A 24,091-nucleotide genomic window follows, 5' to 3' on the forward strand; every position below is an offset into this window, starting at 1 on the left:
ACCTTCAACGGCCCGGACACCCGACGGATCAGCAGAGCGGGCGCCGTCCCGTGAGGAAGGTCAATTGAAGCGGTCAGACCACGTTTGTTCAGGTCCCATGCCAGTCGCACTAGGTGAATGAACTGCTCTTGCGCGTTCGACGTTCTCATGAACTCCGCCCTTCATCAGCGCGGCAGTCGACCTTCCCCAGCACGGCCATCTGCCCACCGGCCCAGCGCCCCCAGCGGTACACTCCCTGGAAACTACCGGAAGGCTATATCTCACTGGAAGCTTCCAATGGAAGTTTCCAAAAGGAGGTCACGTGCCCGTAGACACCAGTCCCACCGTGCGCCGTCGTCGCCTGGCCTCTGAGCTGCGGAGACTCAGGATCGAACGCGGACTTAGCATGCAAGAAGTAGCCGACCGGATAGAGATGACCGCCGCGTCGCTCAGTCGCCTTGAAACCGGACGTCGCGGGATACGACCCCGCGATCTTCGCCACTTTCTCGATCTGTACGAGGTAGGCGAACCAGAGCGAGAGTCCCTCCTGACCCTCGCCAGGGAGGCCCAGCAGCGGGGATGGTGGCAGAACTACGGCAACGTGCTGCCCAGCGAATACGCGACGCTCATCGGGCTGGAAGCGGAAGCGGCCACCGTCAGGAACTACGAACAGACTTTGGTGCCGGGACTGTTGCAGACCGAGGCGTACGCACGAGCCATCATCGAAGCGTTCCGTCCAGGCGACTCACCAGACGAGATCAGCCGTCTCGTGGCCGTCAAGATGGAACGACAGAAGCGGTTGACCGACGATCGACCGCTCGAACTGTCGGTGATCCTCGGTGAGGGGGTCATCCGACAGCATGTCGGGACGGCAGAGACAGCAGCCGAGCAATTGCGGCGACTGGCAGACCGACGGGCGAACGTGATGGTTCAAGTACTGCCGTACCGCGCGGGAGCACACCCGGCGCTGACAGGATCGTTCAACATCGTTGGATTCCCCGCACCGAGTGACCTTGACGTGGTGTACCTGGAGAACATGGCAAGTGCGCTCTACCTGGAGGAAGCAGCGGACGTACGGCAGTACGGAAGCGTGTTCGACTACCTGCGGGCAGCAGCGCTCAGCCCCAACGACTCAGCCGATATGCTGTTGCGGGCGGCGGATAGTCACGTAGGTGATTCAAGAGAGGAGGCGCGGGATGTCTGACACAGATCAGTCCCGCGTCACATGGCGTAAGAGCTCCTACAGCGGCGGCAACGGCAACTGTGTTGAGATCGCTGATCTTTCTGACGGCCTGGTCGCTGTTCGCGACTCCAAAGACCCCCATGGACCGGTGTTGAAGTTCGGCCGGGCCGCGTGGGCCGACTGCCTCGGTGCTGTCAAACGCGGCGAGTTGGACGGCCTGGCCTGACCGGTACTGTCTTCCACACAGATCAACATGCGCCCGATCACCCTGGTGACCGGGCGCGTTCGCGTATCAGCGATAGAGATCATTGAGTGGTGCGGATCGCCCCGGTGGGGTCATCACCCGGCGAAGCCAGGTGATGACCCTCCTTTGATCCGCACCGATGGGCCAGGTCAGCCGCCCAGTAGCTTGCGGACGCGGTCGGCGCCGACCGCGAGCAGGAGCGTCGGGAGGCGCGGGCCGGTGTCGCGGCCGACCAGGAGCCGGTACAGCAGGGCGAAGAACTCGCGCTGGGCGACCTTGAGCTCCGGGGTGGGCTTGGCGTCGGGGGCCAGGCCCGCCAGGACCTTCGGCACGCCGTACACGAGCGTCGTGAGCCCGTCGAGCGACCAGTGCTCGTCGAGCCCGTCGAGCAGCAGCCGCAGCGACTCGCGCTCGGTGTCGCCGAGGGACGCGAGCAGCTGGGCATCGGGCTCGTCGCGCACGCGCGTGCGCTGCTCGGCCGGGACCTGGGTGTTGATCCACCGCTCCGCGCGGTCGAGCCGGGGCCGGGTCTCGTCCAGGGAGGTGATCGGGTGCTCGGGGTCGAGGTCGCGCAGGATGCGGAGGGTCTGCTCGCTGTGGCCGGTGGTGATGTCGACGATCGAGGCCAGGGTGCGGTAGGGCAGCGGCCTCGGCGTGACCGGCAGCGGCCCCGCGGCGGTGCCGGCGGCGCGGCTGTACGCGGCCACGTCGGCAGGCAGCGCGGAGCCGTCACTGATCTTGCGCTCCAGGGCGTCCCACTCGTCGTACAGCCGCTGGATCTCCTGGTCGAAGGCGATCTTGAACGACTGGTTCGGCTTGCGCCGCGCGTACAGCCAGCGCAGCAGCGGGGCCTCCATGATCTCAAGAGCGTCGGCCGGGGTAGGGACGCCGCCCTTGGAGCTGCTCATCTTGGCCATGCCGCTGATGCCGACGAAGGCGTACATCGGCCCGATCGGCTGCTCGCCGCCGAAGATCTCGTTGACGATCTGCCCGCCGACCACGAACGACGACCCCGGCGAGCTGTGGTCGACGCCGGAGGGCTCGAAGACGACACCCTCGTACGCCCAGCGCATCGGCCAGTCGACCTTCCACACGAGCTTGCCCCGGTTGTGCTCGGACAGCAGCACGGTCTCGGCGTGCCCGCAGGCGCAGGTGTAGGACAGCTCGGTCGTCTCGTCGTCGTACGCGGTGACCGTGGTGAGGTCGCGCTCGCACACCGAGCAGTAGGGCTTGTACGGGAAGTAGCCCGCGGCGACCTTGCCGTCGTCCTCCTCGGCGGCGCCGGAGCCCTCGGCCGCCGCCTCGGCCGCGGCGGCGTCGGCCTCGTCGAGCTTCTGCTGCGGCTTCTTGGGCGCGGCCGGCTTGTCCTTGGTGCGGTAGCGGTCGAGGATCGCGTCGATGCGCTCGCGCTCGCGCATGGCGAACAGGATCTGCTCGCGGTAGGCGCCCGAGGTGTACTGCGCGGTCTGGTCGATGCCGTGGAACTCGATGCCCATCTCGGCCAGCGCCGCGATCATCGGCGCCTTGAAGTGCTCGGCCCAGTTGGGATACGCGCTGCCGGGCGGGGCGGGCACCGAGGTCAGCGGCTTGCCGATGTGCTCCGACCAGGAGGAGTCGATGCCCACGGGGACCTTGCGGAACCGGTCGTAGTCGTCCCAGGAGATGATGTGGACGACCTCGTGACCCCGCCGCCTGATCTCGTCGGCGACCAGGTGGGGCGTCATGACCTCGCGGAGGTTGCCGAGGTGGATGGGGCCAGAGGGGCTGAGGCCCGAGGCGCAGACGATGGGTTTGCCCGGAGCGCGGCGCTCCGCCTCGGCAATGACCTCGTCCGCGAACCGTGAGACCCAGTCGGCCTCAGCGCTCATAGCCACGATGGGCACATCCTTCCTAGAAAGCCTGACGCCTCCATTGTCCCGGACCGCCGCAGTGACCCGTGCAACCGTCCCTACGCGTCGCCTCCTCGAGTGGCACGCGGAGTGAACAGGACACCGGTGAGGCGCTCGGCGGTCTCCCACAGCCTGGCCGCGACGGCGTCGTCGAACGCACGGCGCGGCATCTTGGCGAGCGCGGGCATGCCGGACAGGCCGAACCGGCCGCCGGGCCCGTAGTACTCGCCGCCGGCCACTCCCGGGCCGGTGGCGGCGTGGACGGTGGCCAGGGCGCCCTGCTCGGGCTCCATGACCCTCCCGGTGATCCTGGCGAACCACCCGGTGAAGTCGGGACGGTCGGCGCCTCGGCCGAGGTTGGGGCCGGTGGTCTGCAGGTTCGTACGGGTGAACCCCGGGTGGGAGGCGACGCTGAGGACGCCCCACCCGTCGCGCAGGCTCAGGCGGTGCATCTCGCGCGCGAACAGCAGGTTGGCGAGCTTGGACTGGGCGTACGCGCCCCAGGGGCGGTACTTGCGCTCGCCCTGGAGATCCTGAAAGTCGATCTTCCCGATCTGGGCGACCCCGCTGCTCAGGTGGACGACCCGGGGCGATTCGGCCTTCACCAGCAGCGGCAGCAGCCGGCCGGTGAGCGCGAAGTGCCCGAGGTAGTTGGTCCCCAGCTGGAGCTCGAAACCGTCGGCGGTCGTGTGCCGCGTGGGCACGGCCATGATCCCCGCGTTGTTGACGAGGACGTCGACGGGCCGTCCGCGGCCGGTCATCGTCTCGGCGAAGGCCGCCACCGATTCGAGCCTGGACAGGTCCAGCGGTTCGGCCGAGACCGTGCCCCTGATGCCCGCGGTGTCCCGGCTGCCCTTGGTGCCGGCGGCGCGGATGCCCTCCACCGCCCGGTCGCCCTTGGCCTGGTCGCGTACGGCCAGCACCACGTCCGCCCCGGCGAGGGCCAGGCGGCGGGCCGTCTCGTACCCGATGCCGCTGTTGGCCCCGGTGACCACGACGAGCTTGCCGCTCTGGTCAGGGATGTCGATGTCCTGCGTAGCGCTGCTCATTTGCCGTCCTTTGTCGAGGACCAGAAGACCGATGTCTACCATCCTCCGCACAGCCGGACGTAACACGATATTTCTCGAAAGCGAAGAGGGGCTTTCCCGTGCTGTGAACGCCGATTCTGTCGGTCTCCTTTGACAAGATCATGATGCCTTGGGGCGCCATGTCGAGAGGATGCCGGCGCGCGCTGGGGCTCCGGCCCTGACCTGCTCCTGGCGCACATGCGCGAACTCGGCATACCTACCGGGGAGCAAGACGGCGAAGACCGCGATGGCGAACCCGGCGAACATTCCCAAGACGAGCACTGCCCCGTCTTCGCAGCGATGGCCCTCGCCGAGCGTGCCACCGGCGTACGGGTGACTTCGGGCCACCTCGCCAGACCGGCGCTCACGGGTTCCGCCGCCCACCTGTACTGAGCGCGCGTTCCCAGCGGCATGCACAGCCGGCCCTCAGGCCGGGGAGCACGTCAAGGCATCTCGGACGCCTGTGTCCGCTGGATGTCGGCGAAGGCCGCCTCCAGGCAGGCGTCCAGCGAGCGGCCTGAGAGCGCCAGCAGGTCGGCGACGAGCAGCGGCGCGTGCCGGGCGACATCCATCGGGTCGAGCCTGAACGCCTCGGTGTCGGCCTGGTGCAGGCCGAGCGCCCCGGCGACCAGCAGCACCAGCACATGGGGGTCGAGGTCGGGGAACCAGCCTGCCGCCGACCGCGCGCATCGCGCGACCATGGCCTGCACGTCGTCGGCCGTCAGCCCGTCGGGGTGCAGTTCCTCCAGCGACATTCTCACCACGGCGCCCAGCACGAGGCCGGCGTGCTCGGAGTCGAGTGCGCCGAGCCGTGCCGACTCCCGCTGGAACGCCTCCAGGTCACGCGACCGCGCCGCCGCCACGGCATCGGCGGCCGTCTCCGCGATGACCCGCGCGGGCTTGGGCAGGTGACGCCAGGACACGCTCATCGGCTCCTTCGTCGGGCTCGGCAGGCCAGCATGCCACGGCGTCTCCCCCGGCGAGTAATCCACGGCAGGGACGGCCTCACCCCTGCCGTGCGAGCCCCGCACGACCCGCGCGCAGGCGTTCGAATGGTGGTCAATTTCCGTTTTGTCTTGCACGGCCATTCCCGGCCGCGCGCCGCGCTTCGGAGCAGGCCGGTTGGTAGTGTTCACAGCGAAGAAGGCCGCACGCGGCAGGCACTCGACGTCGGGCGGGAGGGTTCAGCATGACGTCGCAATCGACCCAACCGGCGCCGCATCTCGAGCGGCCCCCTACTCGGGGCACCCGGGTCAGGGGCACCCGGCAGGCCGAGGCGCTGGTGTCGGTCCTGGGCAAGCTGTCGGGGTTCCACAGCGCCCAGGAGATCCACGCCGAGCTCCGCCGCCGAGGTGAGCGCGTCGGGCTGACCACCGTCTACCGTCACCTGCAGGTCCTCAGTGAGGACGAGGTCGTCGACGCCATCCGCGACGAGAGCGGCGAGACGCTGTACCGCCGCTGCGCGACCGGCGGTCACCACCACCACGTGACCTGCCGCTCATGCGGGCGCAGCGTCGAGGTCGAGGGCAAGGCCGTCGAGCGCTGGGCCGACCGCGTCGCGGCCGAGGCGGGTTTCGTCGACGTCGACCACACCGTGGAGATCTTCGGCGTGTGCCCCGGCTGCGCCGCTCCCTGACCCGACGGGCTTCGGCGCGAGCCGAGTCCCTTGGGGCGTCGCGGGAGTGGATTCCAAGTACGCGTTAAGTCGCCGTGAAGTCGCGGCGCGCATGGTGTGGGGCATGACAACCGCGACCAACACCTCCCGGCGCCGCAGGGGCGAACCCGCCCCCGACCTCGTCACGTTCCTGGCCTTCCACGCCGGCCTGCGCCGCGACTTCCTGCGCCTGGCCGACGCCGTCGACAGGTGCCCTCCCGGTGACACGCTCAGGCGCGCCCTGATCGACGAGCACACCGCGTTCATGCTGCGCGGCCTGCACCACCATCACACCTGCGAGGACAACGACATCTGGCCGCTGCTTCGCGGGCTCGTCCCCGAGGCCCGGCCCGTCCTCGACCGGCTGGAGGCCGACCACCAGGAGATGGACGCCGTGGTCGAGCGGCTGGCGATCGCCGGCCGGCCCGCCAGGAAACAGGCCGACGATCTCCGCCGGTTCGACGGCATGCTCAAAGCGCATCTCGATCTGGAGGAGTCCGAGGTCGTGCCGCTGATCGCCGAGCACGTCAGCGCGGCCTGGTGGGAGAAGTCGAGCAAGGTGTCCACCAGGGGGCACGGCCGGGACCTTCCGATGATCGTCGCCTGGACCGTCGACGCGGCGGGTCCCGAGGCTCGCGAGCACATCTTCAGGACCGGGCCCTTGGTCCTGCGGCTGTTCTACCGGCTCTCCTGGCGGCACGCCTACGAGCACCGCGCGGCCCAGGTGTTCGGGTGATCCATCCGGCCGCGCACCGGATGGACTCGGGCACTGCTCTCTGGTTCCCCGAACTCCGGCCCTCCACGTCCCTCAACATTGTCGCAGCCACGGCTTAGGCTGCTGGGGACGAAAGACAAGGGGAGGTAGCCGTGGATCTCGATCTCGACAATGCAGTCGTCCGGCTGTGCGCCGACGGCATGCGGGCCGAGTCCGAGGGCAAGCCGGAGCACGCCCGCCGGCTGTTCGACCAGGCGTGGGCCGAGCGGGGCGACGACTTCGACGCCTGCGTGGCCGCGCACTACGTCGCCCGGCAGCAGGATTCTCCGGAGGAGACCCTTCTGTGGAACGCCGTCTCGCTGCACCACGCGAACGCCACGGCCGATGAGCGGGTTCTGGAGTTCTACCCCTCGCTCTACCTCAACATGGGCGCTTCCCACGAGCTCCTGGGCGACCTCACCGAGGCCGCCCGCTACTTCCGCCTGGCGGCCAACCACGCCGGTGACCTCCCCAGAGGGCCCTACGGCGACATGCTCAGGCGGGGCATCGCCGACGGCCTCGAACGCGTGAGCAACTGACCCCGGCCGCGACCGGGCGCATGCGGCGCCGTGCGATCCTTCACCGCGACAAGCCGCCCACACTGCTGCCTGTGTACGAGCGGCACGTGACGATAGGCAGTGGCGTCGCGGGTACGCGGGAGCCCAACCCTCAGACGTTGATGCGTACCTGATACCACTCAAGCCAGGCGTTGAATTGCAGGAGTCCTTCGAGGGCGGCGCGGACGTCGTGGCGGCTGACCGTGCCCTGTGGCTGCTCCAGCATGGACCGGACCTTGGCGATGTCGATCATCGGCTCCGCGGCGAGGTGCCCGCTCTCGAGCAGGCGGGCCGCCTCCTCCCGCAGGGCCTTCTCATAGGCGGGGTCCTGCGTCGAGGGGTACGGGCTCTTGCGGCGCTCCAGGACCGAACGCGGCAGCACGTCCGCCACGGCGGCACGGAGCAGGCTCTTCTCGTGCCCGTCGAAGGTCTTCATCGACCAGGGCGTGTTGAAGACGTACTCCACCAGCCGGTGGTCGCAGAACGGCACGCGCACCTCCAGGCCGACGGCCATGCTCATCCTGTCCTTGCGGTCGAGCAGGATCTGCACGAACCGGGACAGGTGCAGGTAGCTGATCTCCCGCATGCGTTCCTGCAGCCCGCTCTCCCCCGGCAGGCGCGGCACCTCTTCCAGCGCCTGGCGGTAGCGCTGGGCGCGGTACCCGGGGATGTCCAGCTTGGCCAGCAGATCGGGGTCCAGGATCTCCTCCAGGGCGGTGAACCGCGCGCCACCCTGGGCCGCCAGCCACGGGAACGTGCCGGAGTTCACGGCCTCCGGGTCGTGGAACCAGCGATAGCCGCCGAAGACCTCGTCGGCCGACTCCCCCGACAGCGCGACCGTCGAATAGGCCCTGATCGCCTTGAACAGCAGGTAGAGCGAGGTGTCCATGTCGCCGATGCCCATGGGCAGATCACGGGCGCGCAGCACGGCGGCCCGTACCTTCGGGTCCATGAGCTCGGCGGAGTCGAGGACGATGTCGGTGTGCTCGACGCCGAGGTCCTCCAGGTGCTTGACCAGGTCGTGGACGTACGGGGTGTCCGGTGTGTCACGCATCTCGTCGGGGCTGAAGTTCTCGGTGTAGCCGACGAAGTCGACGGAGAACGAGCGGAGCTTGCCCTGGCCGTGGGCCCTGAGCGCCTTCGCGGCGAGCGCGGTGACGGCACTGGAGTCCAGGCCGCCGGACAGCAGCGTGCAGAGCGGAACGTCGGAGATCAGCTGCCGCTCGATGATGTCGTCCAGCAGGCCGCGAATGGTCTGGACGGTGGTCTGCAGGTCGTCGGTGTGCTCGTGGGACTCCAGCCGCCAGTAGCGGTCCTTCGACACCCCCCGCCGGCTCACCGTGACCACCCCACCCGGACGCACTTCGTACATTCCCCGGTAGATCGCGCATTCCGGGGTCTTGACGAACGCGAGGAGCTCCCTGAGCCCTTCGGCGTCGACCACGGGCGGCTGGGACAGCGGGTTGGCGAGGATGGCCTTGGGCTCCGAGCCGAACAGCACGCCGGTCGGGGTCGGGTAGTAGTAGAGCGGCTTGATCCCGAGCCGGTCGCGTACGAGGACTAGCTCGTCCTTGCGTGCGTCCCAGATCCCGAAGGCGTACATGCCGTTCAGGCGGCTGCCGAGATCGGCCCCCCATTCGAGGTAGGCGCGCAGGACGACCTCGGTGTCGCTGCGGGTGCGGAACCGGTGACCGTGCGCGCCGAGCTCGACGCGCAGTTCCTGGAAGTTGTACACCTCGCCGCTGTAGGTCAGGACGGCCAGCACCTCGCCGTCCTCCTCGACGACCATCGGCTGGCGTCCGCCCTCGATGTCGATGATCGCGAGCCGCCGGTGTCCCAGCGCCCCGTGCGGGGAGACCCACATTCCCTCGTCGTCAGGGCCCCGGCAGGCCATGGTCTCCGTCATGTCCCGCAGCGTGTCGCGTGACTCCCGGAGATCGGCCTCGAAGTCCACCCACCCACAGATTCCGCACATCTCGACGACCCCACGTCTCGCCGGAAGCAGGAAGTTATACCTGGTCAAACGGCCACCAGGCCCCCTGTATGCCCCGCCCCGGACCACGGCAACCCCACCCGCCCGCCTAATGGTGATGGGCCGGGCGGCCATCCCGAGGGCCGCGACCTCGGCCGCACCCGGAGGATCTCAGGGAGCGGTGACGATCGCGGGGTGCCGGGGATCGTCGACGCGGACCACCACGTCGGCGGTGTCCAGGGGCGCGGCCTCGTCCTCGTACCTGGCGTAGGCGGGCAGGGTCCACCGCTGGTCCTCGCCGGTCCGCCGTGCCAGCGCGCCGGGCGAGAGCCACAGGTGCACGGTCACGTCGAACGGCAGCCAGCGGCCGAGCAGCAGAGCCCCGTCCACGAGCAGCACCCCGCCCCGCGGCATGGTCACGTAGGACGCTCGTGTGGCCCGGTCGATCGTGGTGTCCCAGAGGGTCGGCAGCACCTTGCCCGAGCCGCCGGGTTCGAGGGGGTTCAGGACCTCACGCGACAGGGCACCGTGGTCGAGCCAGTCGTCGTAGAACGCGTCGGGGTCGGTGCGGCCGTACTCGAAGCGCAGGGACGCCGGGCGCAGGAAGTCGGCCGCCGAGACGCGGAGGACCTCGCGGCCGCGGACGCGCAGCGGGGCGACCAGCGCCCCGGCCAGCTCTCCCGGCCGTGCCGCCGGAGCGCCGTCGAGCGCGACCCTCACCCAGGTGTCCCCGGGGGCGCCGGCTATGCGATCGGCGAGTTCCTCGACCAGCGCCGAGGGCGAGATGGGGCGTACGTCCACCCCACCATCCTGTCCGATCTCCGGAGTGGGATCCGCGAAAATTTCATGCCGTTTCATCCGGCGTGCGGCGCACTCCCGCGCCGATCATGGCCGCTAGCTGCGAAGGGAGCGCCGGTCCCCCGAGGTCACGCCCGGCGGGGTCCAGGGTGGATTCCCACCTCAGAGGCGGCGGCCTACAGTTCGTTACGCGTGAGCGCTTTCGCATCGCTGGTCGGCAGTCGACGGCTTGTTCGCCCCACGGCGACGACCGGTTACTTCACCAGGTCCTCGGTGACTTTTTGACGTGCTTGATGTCCGTGACGTGCTCGAGCGTGCGGGCGTGCTGCCGCCATGGGCGTCAAAGGCTTGCCGGGGGCCTACGTCGTAACCCCTCGAAAGGTGTTCCATGAGAAAGCGACGAAAGATCACGCTCGCCGGCGCCGCCGCGGCCATAGCGACCCTGCTCGTGGTCGCGTTGTTCCCGGGCATGGCGTCGGCGCACGGGGCGATGATGATGCCCGGCAGCCGTACCTATCTGTGCTGGAAGGACGGGCTGACCTCCAACGGCGCGATCGTGCCCAACAACCCGGCCTGCGCGGCGGCGGTCGCGCAGAGCGGCTCCAACTCCCTGTACAACTGGTTCGCCGTGCTGCGCTCCGACGGCGCGGGCCGTACGAGCGGCTTCATCCCCGACGGCAAACTGTGCAGCGGCGGCGCGGTCGTGTACGACTTCAGCGGCTTCGACCTCGCCCGCAACGACTGGCCGGTGACCCACCTGACCGCGGGTGCCAACATCCAGTTCAGGTACAACAAGTGGGCCGCGCACCCGGGGTCCTTCCGCACCTACATCACCAAGGACAGCTGGAGCCCCACCCGCCCGCTGGCCTGGAGCGACCTGGAAAGCACCCCGTTCTACACCGCCCCCGACCCGCCGAGCGTGGGATCGCCGGGGAACGCCGACTCCTACTACTACTGGAACGCGACGCTCCCGTCCGGCAAGAGCGGGCGGCACATCATCTACTCGGTGTGGCAGCGGTCGGACAGCCAGGAGACCTTCTACGGCTGCTCTGACGTCGTCTTCGACGGCGGCAACGGGCAGGTCACCGGCGTCGGCCCCGGCAGCGGAGGACCCTCCCCGACTCCCACCCCCACCCCCACGGTGACCCCGACCCCCACGCCCACCCCCACGCCGACCGTCACTCCCACGCCGACCCCGACCCCCACCCCCACCCCGACCGTCGGCACCGGCGCGTGCTCGGCCACCTTCAAGACCACCAGCTCCTGGTCCGGCGGCTACCAGGGTGAGGTCACGGTCAAGAACAACGGCAGCGCCTCGATCAACGGCTGGACGGTCAAGTGGACCCTGCCCAGCGGTACGACGATCAACAGCCTGTGGAACGGCACGTACACCGTCAGCGGATCGGCCATCACGGTCAAGAACGCCGACTACAACCGCACCATCGCGGGTAACGGCTCCACCGCCTTCGGGTACGTGGCGTCCGGCACGGCCGGGACTCCGGCCCTCACCTGCACCAGCCCATAGGAGGAAACCGGTGAGGGGAGGACGGCGGGCTCGGTGAACACCTGGTGAAAGCGCGGTGGAGTTCCCGCACCGCGCGAGCCGGGTCATGTTCGCTGTGATCCATGAGCCCGACCGTCCCCCCGGACCGGAACCGCACGCCCTCCTGGCCGGCACGAGGGTAACCGCGTCCCCGACGTCGTCGCGCTTGCGACACAACACCGGATGGCCCGCGGATGCCGTGTCGTGATCGAGAGAGGCCGTGCCGCGGGAATCCCTTCACCACAGGGGTTCCGCATCGCCGATCTGCTCGCTCGACGGTGTGACCAGCGCCTTTGCCAAACAGCCGATGTACGGAACGAGCCCCCTCGACTACTATGGGTAGTCAACTGCATGCTATAAGTAGTGGGGCGATGCGTTGACGGAGCGACGATCTGAGGTGCGGGCGGCTCTTCGCACCTTCGTGGCCGTGGCGGCCGTTATCCTGCTCCTCCACGGCATCATTCCGCACGGCGGTCACTTCGGCGGCCCGCTGGTCGCCCAGGTGTGGCCGGTCGTTCCATCGGCCGACGCACCGCCGGACACCGCCCCTCTGCCCGCTTCCGAGGACATCGACCACGACGGTTGCCCGAAGCCCGCGGGGCATCCCTGCGCCGCCGGATGGGTGAAGCCTCCCCAGTCGCCGTCACGTACCGGGCACGCGTCACGGAGGCCGGGCGCCCTGCCGAGATCGGCCTCCGCCACCCACAAGTACGGCGCGGCCGTCTCCGCGCTGCGATGGACGCGGGCGTCGGGGCCGCGCCTGCCGATCTTCCGCTGCTGATCAGAAGGCTCTCCGCGCACGACGCGGGGACCGGGCGTGCCCGCGCGTCCGGCCGGTCTTCCATGCCCGTCATCAGCACGAAGGAGTCCACTTCCATGCAGTCGTTGATCGACCATGCCCGCACTTTCCACCAGAGGATCAGCGGGGGCCGAGAACAGGCGGCCCCCCTGACAGAGGGCGTCTCGCCCCAGGCGATGTTCATCACCTGCTCCGACGCGCAGGTCATCCCTTCGCTGATCACCGGGGCCCGGCCCGGGGAGCTGTTCGAGCTGCGCACGGCGGGGAACGTCATCCCGCCCTACCGCCTCGGCCGGCTCACGGCCGAGGCGGCCACCATCGAGTACGCGGTCAACATCCTCGGCGTGGAGGATCTGATCGTGTGCGGCCACACCCACTGCGGCGCCGTCCAGGGCCGAATCCGGTCCTGGACGCTCCGCTCGGCCCCGACCACGCGCTGGTGGCTGCTCCAGACCCACCGGTGGCGGGAGGCGCGGGTGACCGGGGACGAGGAGCCGGGGCGCGCCCATCTCATCGCCCAGCTCGACAAGCTGCGCCGCTACCCCCGGGTGGCGAGGCGCCTGGCCGGCGGGCGGCTGCGCCTGCACGGCTGGTTCTACGAGGTGCACACCGGCGTGGTGTCCAACTACCGGCCGGAGACCGGGACCTTCACGCCGCTGTGATCCTCACCCGGCCATGACCGGCTGACGCCCCCCGTGCCGTACCGCCCGGCTCCGGTACGGCACGGCGTCCCTGCCGTGGCGCACTCGGGGAGTCGACAGCGGGAGTGCCGTTTCCTACACTTCGATATATGAAGGATCGTTCAAGCATTGTAACGATGGAGCCCGACGCGTGCTCGGTGCCGGTGGTGGACGCGGAGCGGGTGTCGTCGGTCCGCCGGGCGCTCCCCTCCGAGGAGACGGTGCAGGATCTCGCCCAGGTGTTCGGCCTGCTGGCGGATCCCGGCCGGCTGCGGATGATGGCCGCGCTGCTGGAGGGCGGGGAGATGTGCGTGTGCGACCTCGCCGCCGCGACCGGCCAGAGCATGTCGGGCGCCTCCCACGCGTTGAGGCTGCTCCGGATGCGCCGTGTGGTCAAGGTGCGCCGGTCCGGGCGGATGGCCTACTACCAGCTCGCCGACTCCCACGTGCGCATGCTGTTCGACCTGGCCATCACCCACGCGAGACACACGGAGGGGGAGCTCGGCGATGGGTGACGGATCCGGCGGCGAACAGGGGCACGGCCACGGGCACGGCCACGGGCACGGGCACGGCGTCAGCGCCGAGGCCGACCGCCGCTACCTGACCGGCGCGCTCGTGCTCATCGTGGGCTTCATGGCCGTCGAGGTGGTCATCGGCTTCATCGCGCAGTCGCTGGCGCTGATCTCCGACGCGGGCCACATGCTGACCGACGCCATCGCCATCGTCTTCGCGCTGGTCGCGATGCGCATCGCCCAGCGCCCGCCGCAGGGCGGCTTCACCTACGGGCTCAAACGTGCCGAGATCATATCCGCGCAGATAAACGGCATCACTCTGCTCCTGCTGAGCGCCTACTTCGTGTACGAGGGGATCGGGCGCCTGATCACGCCCCCCGAGGTCGAGGGAGCGTACGTCGTCTTCACCGGCCTGACCGGTATCGCGGTCAACGTCGCCGCCACCTGGATGCTCAGCAGGGCGAACCGGTCGAGCCTCAACGTCGAGGGCGCCTTCCAGCACATACTCAACGACCTCTACGCCTTCGTGGCCACGACCATCGCCGGACTGGTGATCTGGCTCACCGGCTGGGGCCGGGCCGACGCGATCGCCGCCCTGGTGGTCGCCGCGCTGATGCTCAAGGCCGGGTGGGGCCTCGTGCGCGACTCGGGCAGGGTGTTCATGGAGGCCGCGCCCGCGGGGATGAACCCGGCCGAGATCGGCAAGAAGACGGCCGAGCTGGAGCACGTCGTGGAGGTGCACGACCTGCACATCTGGGAGGTCACCTCCGGCTACGCGGCGTTGTCCGCGCACATCCTGGTGATGCCGGGCGCCGACTGCCATGCCGTACGGGTGGCCGCCGAACGCCTGGTCCACGACCAGTACGGCATCGGGCACACCACCCTGCAGGTCGACCACGCGACTCCCGAGCTGCTCACCATCGGCCAGGGCGACGCGCACTGCGCCGATCCGCACGGCCCCACGCATCGGCGCGACACGCCCGCCGCGCCCCATCCGAAACGACGCTGACCCCGCTCCCGCGATCGTGGGGCGCGTGGTGTCAGGGGGACTCGGCCGGTCCAGGTTCTGGTTCCGCCAAATTTACAAACGATATTGTGGACATTTGCCGTTAATTCCCGTCAAGCTAAGGCCGCGCGGTTCGGGTCTACAGCGAGGGAAGGCGACAATGACCGACGCACGTCACACGCTCGAAGCCGAAGAGCAGGCCTTCTATCTCGCCCACAGCGTTTTCAGCGACCCCGGTGACCTCGGCAGGCTGGACGGCATTCCCACCGACCCGTCCGCGCTGGCGCTGGTCGTCCGGAACCTCCTCATCCACCGGGAGGAGACGCCCGTCTTCGGCTTCACCCTCCCGGACCACCGCAAGAACGAGGCCGAGACGCGCTATGTCTCCGCCATCCTGAGCATCATCACCGAGCGGGACGGAGATCCCCTCACGGTCGCCCGTCCGCCGGAGAAACGGTTCGCCGGAACCTGCCGCGACTTCGCGCTCGTCCTGTGCTCCCTGCTGCGGAGCACGGGCACGCCCGCCCGCATCCGCTGCGGCTTCGCCTCCTACTTCATCGCCGGACTCCACGAGGACCACTGGGTCGCCGAGTACTGGAACGCCGAGCGCGGATGGACCCTGGTCGACGCCCAGCTTCCCGCGCCGGAGCTGATGGAGGCGCTCAAGATCTCGTTCGACCCGATGGACGTGCCCAGAGACGAGTTCCTCGTGGCCGGCGACGCCTGGCGGGACTGCCGGGCCGGGCGGTCGGATCCGGAGAAGTTCGGGGTGTCGTTCATCAACCTGTCGGGCATGGACTTCGTCCAGAGCAACGTCGTACGCGACCTGGCGGCCCTGAACAAGGTGGAGGTGCTGCCGTGGGACGGCTGGGACCTCGCCGAGAGGTTCCACAAGGATCTCCACGACGCAGAGCTGAAACTGCTGGACACGGTCGCCGAGGCCGAGAGCGACGGCGGCCCGTTCGCCCGGCTGCGGAGCCTGTTCCTCGCCAACCCCGGCCTGCGCACCCCGTCGGCCGTCATCTCCCACACCACCTACGCGGGCACCAGGACCGTCTCCCTGCGTTCCTGACCCCACTCCGGCACCCAGGTCAGGCGTCCGAGCCTCGCGGAGCGGTCACCCCGTCGGGCGTTCAGGTCTGAGTACCCCGGTCGCGGGTGCCATCGCGCATGCCGGTATCCGCGCCGCCGCCCTGGCGCAGGTGCTCGATGAACCTCGCCGTGGCCGCCGTGGGCGCCGGGCTCGGGTGCCAGGCAAGGCCGATCGGCCGCCGCTGCTCCGGGTCGAGCGGGCGGTAGACGGGGTCGTCGTGTTCGAGCACCGCCGGGCGCGGCAGTATGCCCACGCCGAGCCCGGCGCTGATGAGCCCCCGCACCGTGGCGATCTCCTCGCTCTCGAAAGCGATCACGGGCGCGAACCCGGCGTCCTGGCACAGCCTGTCGATCACCCGGCGCATGTCCGTGGTCTGGGCGAAGGCGATGAACGGCTCGCCGCGTACGTCCCTGAGCGCGAGCCCCGGCACGCCCGCGAGCGGGTGGTCGGCGGCCAGGGCGACGCAGAGCTGCTGGTCCCGCAGCTGGTGCCAGAGCGCGTCGCCGTCGTCGCGGGGCGGGGTGACCAGCGCCGCGTCGATGTCCCCGGTGCGCAGCCAGGCGAACAGTTCCCGCGTCAAGCCCTGATGGAGCTCGAACCGGATGCCGGGTGTGACGGCGCGGTAGTCGCGCAGGAGCTCCGGGACGAGCCACCGGCCCACGGAATGCAGGAAGCCGAGCCGGATGAGCCCGGTGTCGGGGTTGGCCAGGGCGCCGATGCGCCGGCGGGCGGCGTCCAGGTCGCCGACCGCCCGGCGCGCGTGGTCACGGAACAGCGCGCCGAACCGGTTGACGGCCAGCCTTCGCCCGTGCCGGTGGAACAGCTCGACCCCGAGATCGGCCTCCAGCCGGGCGAGCGACCGGGACACCGTCGACTGGTTGACCCTCTCGGCGGCGGCCGTGTCCCGCATGTTCTCTGTGTCACAAAGAGACAGGAACCAGCGCAGCGTTTGCAGGTCCATGCAGCGATGATGCTGGTCACGCATCAGCAGTGTCAAAATGTGCATTTTGAGCATCAGGGCCGGAGGGGCAGCATCGGCCGGGTGACGACGACCCTCCCCGACCGCACCACCGCCCTGCCCCGGCACCACGCCCACGACGGGTACCGGCCGGGCGACCGCGCCTACCGGCGGATCATGTACGGGCTGATGCTGGGCGGGTTCGCCAACTTCATGGCCCTGTACTACGTCCAGCCGCTGCTCCCGAGCGTCGCCAGGGACTTCCAGGTGTCGGCGTCGTCGTCGGCGGCGGTGCTGTCTCTAACCACGATCACCATGGCCTGCACGCTGCTGTTCGTCGGGCCGATCTCGGACGTCGTCGGGCGCGTGGGCATCATGCGGATCTCGCTGGCCGGGTCGGCGGTGCTCGGGATCGCCGCCGCCTTCGCGCCCACCTGGCACAGCCTCCTGGTCATCAGGGGCCTCGAAGGCGTCGCGCTGGCCGGGCTGCCCGCGGTGGCGATGGCCTACCTGGGCGAGGAGATCCACAGCGGGGCGCACCTGCGCGCCAACGCCGCGTACATCACGGGCACGGCGGTGGGCGGGGCCGCGGGCCGGCTGCTCCCGGGGCCGTTCAACGCCCTGTGGGGCTGGCAGGGCGCCGCGCTGGCCGTCGGGCTGCTGACCGTGGTGTCCGCCGCCGGGCTCTGGGCCCTGGTCCCGCCGTCCCGCCGGTTCGTACGGTCCAGCCCCCGGCCTATGAGCATCCTGCGCAACACCTGGCTGACCCTGCGGGATCCGGCCCTCGTCATGCTGTGCCTCGTGGGGGCGACGATCATGGGCGCGTTCGTCGGCCTGTACAACGCGATGGCGTTCCGCCTGGAGGCCGCGCCCTACCTGCTGGGCAGCGCGGCGGTGCTGGTGTTCCTCGCCTACCCCGTGGGCCTGTTCGCGCCGCACGCCGCGGGGCGGGTCGCGGCCAGGCTCGGGCGCGGCCCCGCCGCCCTGATCGGCGTCGGTCTCCTGCTCGCCGGGGTACTGCTCACCATCCCCGCCCAGCTCGCCGTGGTCGTGGCCGGGCTCGGCGTGCTGACCTTCGCGTTCCTCGGCACCCACTCGCTGGCGAGCGGGTGGGTCGCGGGCAGGGCCCATCGCGTCGGCGTCGGCGTCGGGCAGGCGTCCGGACTCTACCTGCTGGCCTACTACCTCGGCAGCTCGGCGTTCGGCGCGATCGCCACCCACCAGTGGCAGACCGGCGGCTGGCTCAACGTGATCGTCATCTCGATCGCGCTCACCGCGGCCGCCGGGGTGCTCGTGCTCCTGGCCCGCCGTTTCGACCCGGCCGCGCGGCGCGGCGCCGCCCGTTGATCAGGCGCCGAGACAGGCGGTCCAGGGATGCTCGCCGTACACCTCCGCGATCGCACGCGCCAGCCAGTCGCGCTGGTGGCCGTCGAGTGCGGGCAGGGTCTCGGTGAAGTCCTGCTCGTCCTTGGCGCGGGGGCGCTTGGCCTTGTAGAACAGCTGGACCTCGGGCGCGAGGTAGGGAATGCCCGCCGGGGAGACCAGGCCCAGCTCATCGATGGGGCGCCGCACCCGGCGGGCGCGCCGCGAGACCCACTCGTCGCCGTCGGACTCGTCGAGCATCACCTGGATCCGCCACGGCTCGTCCGGCCCGAGGCGGCACCAGATGTCGTGGGCGGTCTCGGGCAGGATCTCACCCGGCGCCCAGGGCCGCAGGACCCCTGGAGGGTCCGCGGCCCACCACTCCCAGTGCGGCAGCGCCCGCTGCGCGGCGAGTTGATCACGGCGGAGCAGCAGGACGTCGATGTCCCCGTGCTCCCGGAACGAACGGCCCAGCGCCAGCTCGATGGCATAACCGCCCGCGATCCACCAGGGTTCCGGCAGGATCGAGAAGTGCGCGGCGACATCTGAAAGCGGCGCGGGATCCCAGGTTCCCCACGGCGTCTCCCGGCGGATCATGCCCGACATCTTCGCGCTTGATCACCGTCCTTGCCGGGATCTTTGAGAATCGGCGTCATCCTGTTTCCCGGCGCGGTACCGCCTCAGGCGGGGTCGTCCGTGCCCCCCTCGATGTCGCCCTCGACCTTGAGGTAGACCTCCTGCAGGTCGTGCAGGATCTCGGGGTCCGGGTGCTGCCACATGCCGCGCCCGGCCGCCTCCAGAAGGCGTTCCGCCATGCCGTGCAGGGCCCACGGGTTCGACTCGGCGAGGAACCGCTGGTTCTCCGGGTCCAGCACGTAGGTGGCGGCGAGCTTGTCGTACATCCAGTCGGCCACCACGCCGGTGGTCGCGTCGTACCCGAACAGGTAGTCGACCGTCGCCGCCAGCTCGAACGCCCCCTTGTACCCGTGCCGTCGCATCGCCGCGACCCAGCGGGGGTTCACCACCCGGGCGCGGAAGATCCGCGCCGTCTCCTCCGAGAGCGTCCGGGTGCGGACCGCGTCGGGACGGGTGCTGTCGCCGATGTAGGCGGCGGGCGCCTTGCCGGTCAGGGCGCGCACGGTGGCGACCATGCCGCCGTGGTACTGGAAGTAGTCGTCGGAGTCGGCGATGTCGTGCTCGCGGGTGTCGACGTTCTTGGCGGCCACGGCGATGCGCCGGTAGGCGGCCTCCATGTCCTGTCGCGCGGGCGTGCCGTCCATGTCCCTGCCGTAGGCGAAGCCGCCCCACACCGCGTACACCTCGGCGAGGTCGGCGTCGTCGCGCCAGTTCCTGCTGTCGATCAGCGGCAGCAGGCCCGCGCCGTAGGCGCCGGGCCTGGACCCGAAGACGCGGGTGGTGGCCCGCCGCTCGTCGCCGTGGGCCGCGCGGTCGGCCACCACGTGCGCCCGTACGAAGTTGACCTCCTCCGGCTCCGCCAGCCCCGCGACCAGCCGCACCGCGTCGTCCAGCATCACGACCACGTGGGGGAACGCGTCGCGGAAGAAGCCGCTGATCCGGACGGTGACGTCCACGCGGGGCCTGCCCAGCTCCTCCTGCGGGATCGGCGCGAGGCCCGTGACCCGGCGGGACGCCTCGTCCCACACCGGCCGCACGCCGAGGAGCGCGAGCACCTCGGCCACGTCGTCGCCGCAGGTGCGCATGGCGCTGGTCCCCCAGATCGACAGGCCCACCGAGCGCGGCCAGTCGCCGGTGTCGGCGCGGTAGCGGGCGAGCAGCGAGTCGGCCATGGCCTGTCCCGTCTCCCAGGCCAGGCGGCTCGGCACGGCCTTCGGGTCCACGGAGTAGAAGTTCCGGCCGGTGGGCAGCACGTTGATCAGCCCGCGCAGCGGCGACCCGCTGGGCCCCGCCGGCACGTACCCCCCGTCGAGCGCGTGCAGCACCGCGTCGATCTCGTCGGTGGTCCTGGCCAGCCGGGGGACGATCTCGGTGGCCGCGAACTCCAAAATCCTGCCGGCCAGCGGCGGTACGGCCGCGCCGAGCACGGCCGCGCAGACCTCCTCCACCGCGCCGGGGTCCCAGTCCCGGTCCTCCATGCCCCGGACGAGCGCCGCCGCGACCGTCTCGGCCTCGTCGGTGCCGGCCCGCCCGGCGGTGCCGTCCTCCGCCAGGCCGAGCGCCTCGCGAAGGCCGGGCAGCGCCTCGGCCCCGGCCCACATCTGCCGGGCGCGCAGCATCGCCAGCACCAGGTCGCTTCTGGCCTGTCCCACGGGCGCCTGGCCGAGCACGTGCAGGCCGTCGCGGATCTGCACGTCCTTCACCTCGCACAGCCAGCCGTCGACGTGCAGCAGGAAGTCGTCGAACTCCGCGTCGTGCGGCCTGTCGTCCAGTCCGAGATCGTGGTCGAGCCGGGCGGCCTGGATGAGGGTCCAGATCTGGGCGCGGATCGCGGGGAGCTTGGCGGGGTCCATCGCCGCGATGGAGGCGTGCTCGTCGAGGAGCTGCTCCAGCCGCGCCATGTCGCCGTAGGTGTCGGCGCGGGCCATGGGCGGCACCAGGTGGTCGACCAGGGTGGCGTGGGCGCGGCGCTTGGCCTGGGTGCCCTCGCCGGGGTCGTTGACCAGGAAGGGGTAGATCAGCGGCAGGTCGCCGAGCGCGGCGTCCGGCCCGCAGGAGGCCGACATCCCGGCGGACTTGCCGGGCAGCCACTCCAGGTTGCCGTGCTTGCCGACGTGCACCACGGCGTGCGCGCCGAACCCGTCCTGGAGCCAGCGGTAGGCGGCCAGGTAGTGGTGGCTGGGCGGCAGGTCGGGATCGTGGTAGATCGCGATGGGATTCTCGCCGAACCCGCGCGGCGGCTGCACCATCACCACAACGTTGCCGGCGCGCAGGGCCGCCAGGACGATCTCCCCGCCGGGGTCGCTCGAACGGTCGACGAACAGCTCACCGGGCGGCGGCCCCCAGTGGCGCTCCATCCTGGCGCGGAGGTCTTCGGGGAGCGTGGCGTACCAGGCCTGGTAACGCGCGGCGGAGATGCGCACGGGGTTGCCCGAGAGCTGCTCCTCGGTGAGCCAGTCCTGGTCCTGGCCGCCCGCGGCGATGAGCGCGTGGATGAGCGCGTCACCGTCCTGGGCGTCCACTCCCGGCAGGCCGCCGTCGCCCTGCGGCCCGATGTCGTACCCGCTCGCGCGCATGGCCGCCAGCAGGCGCACCACGCTGGCGGGCGTGTCCAGGCCCACCGCGTTGCCGATCCGCGCGTGCTTGGTCGGGTAGGCCGACAGCATCACCGCGATCCGCCTGTCCGCCGGTGGCACGTGCCGCAGGGTGGCGTGCCGCAGGGCGATGCCGGCGACCCGGGCGGCGCGCTCGGGGTCCGCCACGTAGACGGTCAGGCCCTCCTCGTCGACCTCCTTGAAGGAGAACGGCACGGTGATGATCCGCCCGTCGAACTCCGGGATGGCCACCTGGGAGGCGGCGTCCAGCGGGGACAGCCCGTCGTCACCGGCCGCCCAGGTCTCCCGGTCCCCCGTCAGGCACAGGCCCTGCAGGATCGGGACGTCGAGCCGGGCGAGCGCGCCCACGTCCCAGGCCTCGTCGTCGCCGCCCGCCGAGGCGGTGGCGGGACGGGTGCCGCCCGCCGCCAGCACGGTGACGACCAGCGCGTCCACCCGGCCGAGCACCTCCATCAGGGCGGGCTCGGCGGTGCGCAACGACGCGCAGTAAACGGGCAGCGCCCGTCCCCCGGCGTTCTCGATCGCGGCGCACAGCGCCTCGACGAACCCCGTGTTCCCCGCCACATGGTGAGCCCGGTAGTACAGAACCCCCACCACCGGCCGCCCATCATCTTCAGGCAGGCCTCCGAAGCCCCCTGGGGACTCGCCGTCCCTGCCGCTACCGGGGCCACCTGACCCGGCGCCCGTGGTCCGGTCCAGGACGCCCCAGCTGGGCGTGGGCTCGGGGGCGGCGAAGCCGTACCCGGTGAGCAGCACCGTGTCGGACACGAATCTGTGCAGCTCGGCCAGGTTGGCCGGGCCGCCGTGCGCGAGGTAGGCGTGCGCCTCCGCGCACACCCCACCGGGCACGGTGGACAGCTCCATCAGCTCGGCGTCGGGAGCCTGCTCACCTCCGAGCACGATGACAGGGCGCGGTCCCGCCAGCAGGTGGTCCAGCCCCTCCTCCCACACCCGCCGCCCGCCGAGCAGGCGGACGACGACCAGCTCCACGCCGTCCAGCAGTGGGGTGAGGTCTTCGGCGGTGAGCCGCGCGGGATTGCCCAGGCGGTACGGGGCGCCGCTCGCGCGTGCGCTCAGCAGGTCGGTGTCGGAGGTCGACAGCAGAAGTACGGGGAGATGGCGCACGGCACATCCTCACTCGGGGTCCGCGCCCCGGGTCGTGGGTCCATACGGCCTGGAGTCTCCTGGCTTCCGGATCGACGCTCACCCCGGCCTTCCCGCCCGTTGCCGGGCCGTGGCCTTGGATGGGGTTCGCTCCCCGGTGACAGTGGCGGGACCGCGCCGGATTCACACCGGCTTCCTCCTTGTGCCGTCGCTCCCCCATCAGATCACGGAGCCCGACTTATTGCGACAAGTCGGGTTAACATCCTCAACGTGGCTGTTGCCGACTTTTCACCGGGAATCGCCCCCCGGACACCTGTCCAGGGAGCTCCGGGCAGGGCGCGGCTGGATGCCTGTCCCGGTGCGTTGCAGACGCATCCGGCCGCGGACGGCGCCGTCGCCCGCATCCGGGTGCCCGGGGGCATCCTCACCACCGCCCAGCTGCGCGAGCTGGGTGCCACCGCCACCTGCCTCGGCTCCGGGGTGATCGAGCTGACGTCCCGCGCCAACGTGCAGGTGCGAGGGCTGGACGCCCAGGGAGAGACCGTGTTCGCCGGAAGGATGGCCGGCGCCGGGCTGCTTCCCTCCGCCACCCATGAACGCGTGAGGAACATCCTGGCCTCCCCGATGGCCGGGCTCGACGGTCTCGGCCTGATCGAGGTGGCACCGCTCGTACGTGAGCTGGACGACGCGCTGTGCGCTCGCCCGGCCCTCGCGGAACTGCCCGGCCGGTTCCTGTTCGCCCTCGACGACGGCAGGGGCGACCTGCTCGCCCTCGTGCCCGACATCGCCTTCATCCCCATCCCCGCGCCGGCCGGGGGCGAGGCGGTCGAGGGGGCGCTGCTCCTGGCCGGTGAGGACCACGGACGACGCGTCGCCCTGACGCGAGCCGTACCCGCCATGACGGCGGCGGCCGAGGCCTTCCTCGCCGAACGGGCCGCCCAGAACTCGACGGCCTGGCGCGTGGCCGAACTCGACGACGGCCCCACGAGAATCGCCGCCCGCCTCAGCACCTTCGACGACGTCACACGGCCCGGCCACGTAGAAGGCTCTGATGGAACTGAATCGTTCGGCCACGTCGCCCCCGTGCCGGACTTCTCGGAGATGTCGATACCACCGCCGCTTGGTCGCATATCCCGCCCAGGGAAGCGGACCGCGCTGGTCGTCATGCCACCGCTCGGCCGGTTGACGACCGCCCAGGCGTACGCCCTCGCCACGGCGGCGGAGGCGGGAGGTGGCGAGATCCGGCTGACCCCGTGGCGTGCCGCCGTCGTCCCCGGCATCAGCGAAGCCGACGCGGGGTCATGGCTGTCCGGACTCGCGGCCACCGGCCTGGTCACCGATCCGGCCTCCGCGTGGACCGGGGTCACCGCCTGCACCGGGCGACCCGGCTGCGCGAAGTCACTGGCCGATGTCCAGGCGGACGCCACCCGCTCGACGGCTCGCGCCGCCCTTCCGCTGATCGACGCGCCGAGGGCCGGGGTACTACCCGTGCACTGGGCCGGCTGCGAGCGCCGGTGCGGACGGCCCGCCGGACGGGCCGTACTCGTGGTGGCCACCGGCGACGGCTACCGCGTCGACGCGGACGGCCGGAGCCTGCACCACAAGGACATCGAGGAAACGGCCACCTCGGTCGCCACGGCGAGAACGACCGGTTGAACCGGGTTCGCCCGTCAGGGCCGACATACC

21 protein-coding genes, 1 pseudogene and 1 riboswitch are annotated in these 24,091 nt (G+C 70.6%); of the genes and pseudogenes, 14 read left to right on the plus strand and 8 right to left on the minus strand.

The genetic code is table 11. The features are described from left to right. The first annotated feature begins 301 nt into the window (after positions 1 to 301). Positions 302 to 1,183, plus strand: a complete 882-nt coding sequence (locus AB0O34_RS00185) for a helix-turn-helix transcriptional regulator (protein WP_363910890.1) — start codon at positions 302 to 304, stop codon at positions 1,181 to 1,183. Beyond that, entirely contained in the window at positions 1,176 to 1,388 is a 213-nt protein-coding gene (locus tag AB0O34_RS00190) for a DUF397 domain-containing protein (RefSeq protein WP_363910892.1), read from the plus strand. Before AB0O34_RS00185 ends, AB0O34_RS00190 begins: the two co-directional genes overlap by 8 nt. Before the next feature lie 167 nt (positions 1,389 to 1,555). Here the strand turns inward: AB0O34_RS00190 and lysS are convergent, their stop codons facing one another. Both lysS and AB0O34_RS00200 read right to left on the minus strand, forming a co-directional pair. Continuing rightward, positions 1,556 to 3,274: a lysine--tRNA ligase gene (gene lysS / locus AB0O34_RS00195; RefSeq protein ID WP_363911238.1), complete on the minus strand. Its 1,719-nt coding sequence runs from the start codon at positions 3,272 to 3,274 to the stop codon at positions 1,556 to 1,558. Positions 3,275 to 3,354: 80 nt separating this feature from the next. After that, the gene (locus AB0O34_RS00200; protein WP_363910894.1) at positions 3,355 to 4,344 is read right to left on the minus strand and encodes an SDR family oxidoreductase; all 990 of its coding nucleotides are present in this window, start codon (positions 4,342 to 4,344) and stop codon (positions 3,355 to 3,357) included. A 183-nt stretch (positions 4,345 to 4,527) separates the two neighbouring features. Between AB0O34_RS00200 and AB0O34_RS00205 the strand changes: the two are divergent. Further along, positions 4,528 to 4,755 (plus strand): annotated as a pseudogene (locus AB0O34_RS00205) (DUF6461 domain-containing protein); the annotation flags it as partial. Between the two features lie 50 nt (positions 4,756 to 4,805). Here the strand turns inward: AB0O34_RS00205 and AB0O34_RS00210 are convergent. Next, positions 4,806 to 5,285: a hypothetical protein gene (locus AB0O34_RS00210; protein ID WP_363910896.1), complete on the minus strand. Its 480-nt coding sequence runs from the start codon at positions 5,283 to 5,285 to the stop codon at positions 4,806 to 4,808. A 266-nt stretch (positions 5,286 to 5,551) separates the two neighbouring features. Here AB0O34_RS00210 and AB0O34_RS00215 point away from each other — a divergent pair, with 266 nt between their 5' ends. The 3 genes from AB0O34_RS00215 to AB0O34_RS00225 all read left to right on the plus strand — a co-directional run bounded on the left by AB0O34_RS00215 (position 5,552) and on the right by AB0O34_RS00225 (position 7,309). Then, on the plus strand, positions 5,552 to 5,998 hold the full coding sequence (locus AB0O34_RS00215; RefSeq protein WP_363910898.1) for a Fur family transcriptional regulator: 447 nt from the start codon (positions 5,552 to 5,554) through the stop codon (positions 5,996 to 5,998). Between the two features lie 103 nt (positions 5,999 to 6,101). Continuing rightward, on the plus strand, positions 6,102 to 6,752 hold the full coding sequence (locus tag AB0O34_RS00220) for a hemerythrin domain-containing protein (RefSeq protein ID WP_363910900.1): 651 nt from the start codon (positions 6,102 to 6,104) through the stop codon (positions 6,750 to 6,752). A 131-nt stretch (positions 6,753 to 6,883) separates the two neighbouring features. Then, positions 6,884 to 7,309 (plus strand): hypothetical protein, encoded by a 426-nt coding sequence (locus AB0O34_RS00225; RefSeq protein WP_363910902.1) that lies wholly within the window; start codon positions 6,884 to 6,886, stop codon positions 7,307 to 7,309. Between the two features lie 130 nt (positions 7,310 to 7,439). On the opposite strand, the gene asnB is transcribed toward AB0O34_RS00225, so the two are convergent. Beyond that, positions 7,440 to 9,350 (minus strand): asparagine synthase (glutamine-hydrolyzing), encoded by a 1,911-nt coding sequence (gene asnB, locus AB0O34_RS00230; RefSeq protein WP_363910904.1) that lies wholly within the window; start codon positions 9,348 to 9,350, stop codon positions 7,440 to 7,442. Positions 9,351 to 9,470: 120 nt separating this feature from the next. Then, a complete protein-coding gene (locus AB0O34_RS00235) occupies positions 9,471 to 10,100 on the minus strand; it encodes a uridine kinase (RefSeq protein WP_363910906.1) in 630 nt (209 codons plus the stop codon). Between the two features lie 385 nt (positions 10,101 to 10,485). On the opposite strand from AB0O34_RS00235, the gene AB0O34_RS00240 reads away from it, so the two are divergent. From AB0O34_RS00240 to AB0O34_RS00265, 6 genes are all read left to right on the plus strand, one after another. Further along, positions 10,486 to 11,622 carry a lytic polysaccharide monooxygenase gene (locus AB0O34_RS00240; protein ID WP_363910907.1) on the plus strand — a complete coding sequence of 379 codons (1,137 nt, stop codon included), beginning with the start codon at positions 10,486 to 10,488 and terminating at the stop codon, positions 11,620 to 11,622. Positions 11,623 to 12,037: 415 nt separating this feature from the next. After that, positions 12,038 to 12,421 carry a hypothetical protein gene (locus tag AB0O34_RS00245; protein WP_363910909.1) on the plus strand — a complete coding sequence of 128 codons (384 nt, stop codon included), beginning with the start codon at positions 12,038 to 12,040 and terminating at the stop codon, positions 12,419 to 12,421. A 95-nt stretch (positions 12,422 to 12,516) separates the two neighbouring features. After that, positions 12,517 to 13,101, plus strand: a complete 585-nt coding sequence (locus AB0O34_RS00250; RefSeq protein WP_363910911.1) for a carbonic anhydrase — start codon at positions 12,517 to 12,519, stop codon at positions 13,099 to 13,101. A gap of 155 nt (positions 13,102 to 13,256) precedes the next feature. Further along, positions 13,257 to 13,634: a metalloregulator ArsR/SmtB family transcription factor gene (locus AB0O34_RS00255; RefSeq protein ID WP_363910913.1), complete on the plus strand. Its 378-nt coding sequence runs from the start codon at positions 13,257 to 13,259 to the stop codon at positions 13,632 to 13,634. Further along, positions 13,627 to 14,640: a cation diffusion facilitator family transporter gene (locus AB0O34_RS00260; RefSeq protein ID WP_363910915.1), complete on the plus strand. Its 1,014-nt coding sequence runs from the start codon at positions 13,627 to 13,629 to the stop codon at positions 14,638 to 14,640. The genes AB0O34_RS00255 and AB0O34_RS00260 overlap by 8 nt, the downstream gene beginning before the upstream one ends. A gap of 157 nt (positions 14,641 to 14,797) precedes the next feature. Beyond that, positions 14,798 to 15,709: a transglutaminase-like domain-containing protein gene (locus AB0O34_RS00265; protein WP_363910917.1), complete on the plus strand. Its 912-nt coding sequence runs from the start codon at positions 14,798 to 14,800 to the stop codon at positions 15,707 to 15,709. Positions 15,710 to 15,770: 61 nt separating this feature from the next. On the opposite strand, the gene AB0O34_RS00270 is transcribed toward AB0O34_RS00265, so the two are convergent. Beyond that, on the minus strand, positions 15,771 to 16,691 hold the full coding sequence (locus tag AB0O34_RS00270) for a LysR family transcriptional regulator (protein WP_363910919.1): 921 nt from the start codon (positions 16,689 to 16,691) through the stop codon (positions 15,771 to 15,773). An 81-nt stretch (positions 16,692 to 16,772) separates the two neighbouring features. On the opposite strand from AB0O34_RS00270, the gene AB0O34_RS00275 reads away from it, so the two are divergent. Continuing rightward, entirely contained in the window at positions 16,773 to 18,035 is a 1,263-nt protein-coding gene (locus AB0O34_RS00275; protein ID WP_363910921.1) for an MFS transporter, read from the plus strand. On the opposite strand, the gene AB0O34_RS00280 is transcribed toward AB0O34_RS00275, so the two are convergent. Both AB0O34_RS00280 and cobN read right to left on the minus strand, forming a co-directional pair. Then, positions 18,036 to 18,647 (minus strand): amino acid transporter, encoded by a 612-nt coding sequence (locus tag AB0O34_RS00280; RefSeq protein ID WP_363910923.1) that lies wholly within the window; start codon positions 18,645 to 18,647, stop codon positions 18,036 to 18,038. 83 nt (positions 18,648 to 18,730) lie between these two features. Continuing rightward, a complete protein-coding gene (cobN, locus tag AB0O34_RS00285) occupies positions 18,731 to 22,426 on the minus strand; it encodes a cobaltochelatase subunit CobN (RefSeq protein WP_363910925.1) in 3,696 nt (1,231 codons plus the stop codon). Between the two features lie 33 nt (positions 22,427 to 22,459). Continuing rightward, a riboswitch (cobalamin riboswitch) is annotated at positions 22,460 to 22,657 on the minus strand. 18 nt (positions 22,658 to 22,675) lie between these two features. On the opposite strand from cobN, the gene cobG reads away from it, so the two are divergent. Then, on the plus strand, positions 22,676 to 24,061 hold the full coding sequence (gene cobG, locus AB0O34_RS00290; protein WP_363910927.1) for a precorrin-3B synthase: 1,386 nt from the start codon (positions 22,676 to 22,678) through the stop codon (positions 24,059 to 24,061). The last annotated feature ends 30 nt before the right edge of the window (positions 24,062 to 24,091 follow it).

It is taken from the genome of Sphaerisporangium sp. NPDC088356, assembly GCF_040685555.1.
Classification (GTDB): domain Bacteria; phylum Actinomycetota; class Actinomycetes; order Streptosporangiales; family Streptosporangiaceae; genus Sphaerisporangium.

Coding starts and splice junctions, on each gene's coding strand:
- AB0O34_RS00190 (WP_363910892.1), top strand. CDS start 1,176: ATGTCTGACACAGATCAGTCCCGCGTCACATGGCGTAAGAGCTCCTAC.
- lysS (WP_363911238.1), bottom strand. CDS start 3,274: ATGAGCGCTGAGGCCGACTGGGTCTCACGGTTCGCGGACGAGGTCATT.
- AB0O34_RS00200 (WP_363910894.1), bottom strand. CDS start 4,344: ATGAGCAGCGCTACGCAGGACATCGACATCCCTGACCAGAGCGGCAAG.
- AB0O34_RS00215 (WP_363910898.1), top strand. CDS start 5,552: ATGACGTCGCAATCGACCCAACCGGCGCCGCATCTCGAGCGGCCCCCT.
- AB0O34_RS00220 (WP_363910900.1), top strand. CDS start 6,102: ATGACAACCGCGACCAACACCTCCCGGCGCCGCAGGGGCGAACCCGCC.
- AB0O34_RS00240 (WP_363910907.1), top strand. CDS start 10,486: ATGAGAAAGCGACGAAAGATCACGCTCGCCGGCGCCGCCGCGGCCATA.
- AB0O34_RS00250 (WP_363910911.1), top strand. CDS start 12,517: ATGCAGTCGTTGATCGACCATGCCCGCACTTTCCACCAGAGGATCAGC.
- AB0O34_RS00255 (WP_363910913.1), top strand. CDS start 13,257: ATGGAGCCCGACGCGTGCTCGGTGCCGGTGGTGGACGCGGAGCGGGTG.
- AB0O34_RS00260 (WP_363910915.1), top strand. CDS start 13,627: ATGGGTGACGGATCCGGCGGCGAACAGGGGCACGGCCACGGGCACGGC.
- AB0O34_RS00265 (WP_363910917.1), top strand. CDS start 14,798: ATGACCGACGCACGTCACACGCTCGAAGCCGAAGAGCAGGCCTTCTAT.
- AB0O34_RS00270 (WP_363910919.1), bottom strand. CDS start 16,691: ATGGACCTGCAAACGCTGCGCTGGTTCCTGTCTCTTTGTGACACAGAG.
- AB0O34_RS00280 (WP_363910923.1), bottom strand. CDS start 18,647: ATGATCCGCCGGGAGACGCCGTGGGGAACCTGGGATCCCGCGCCGCTT.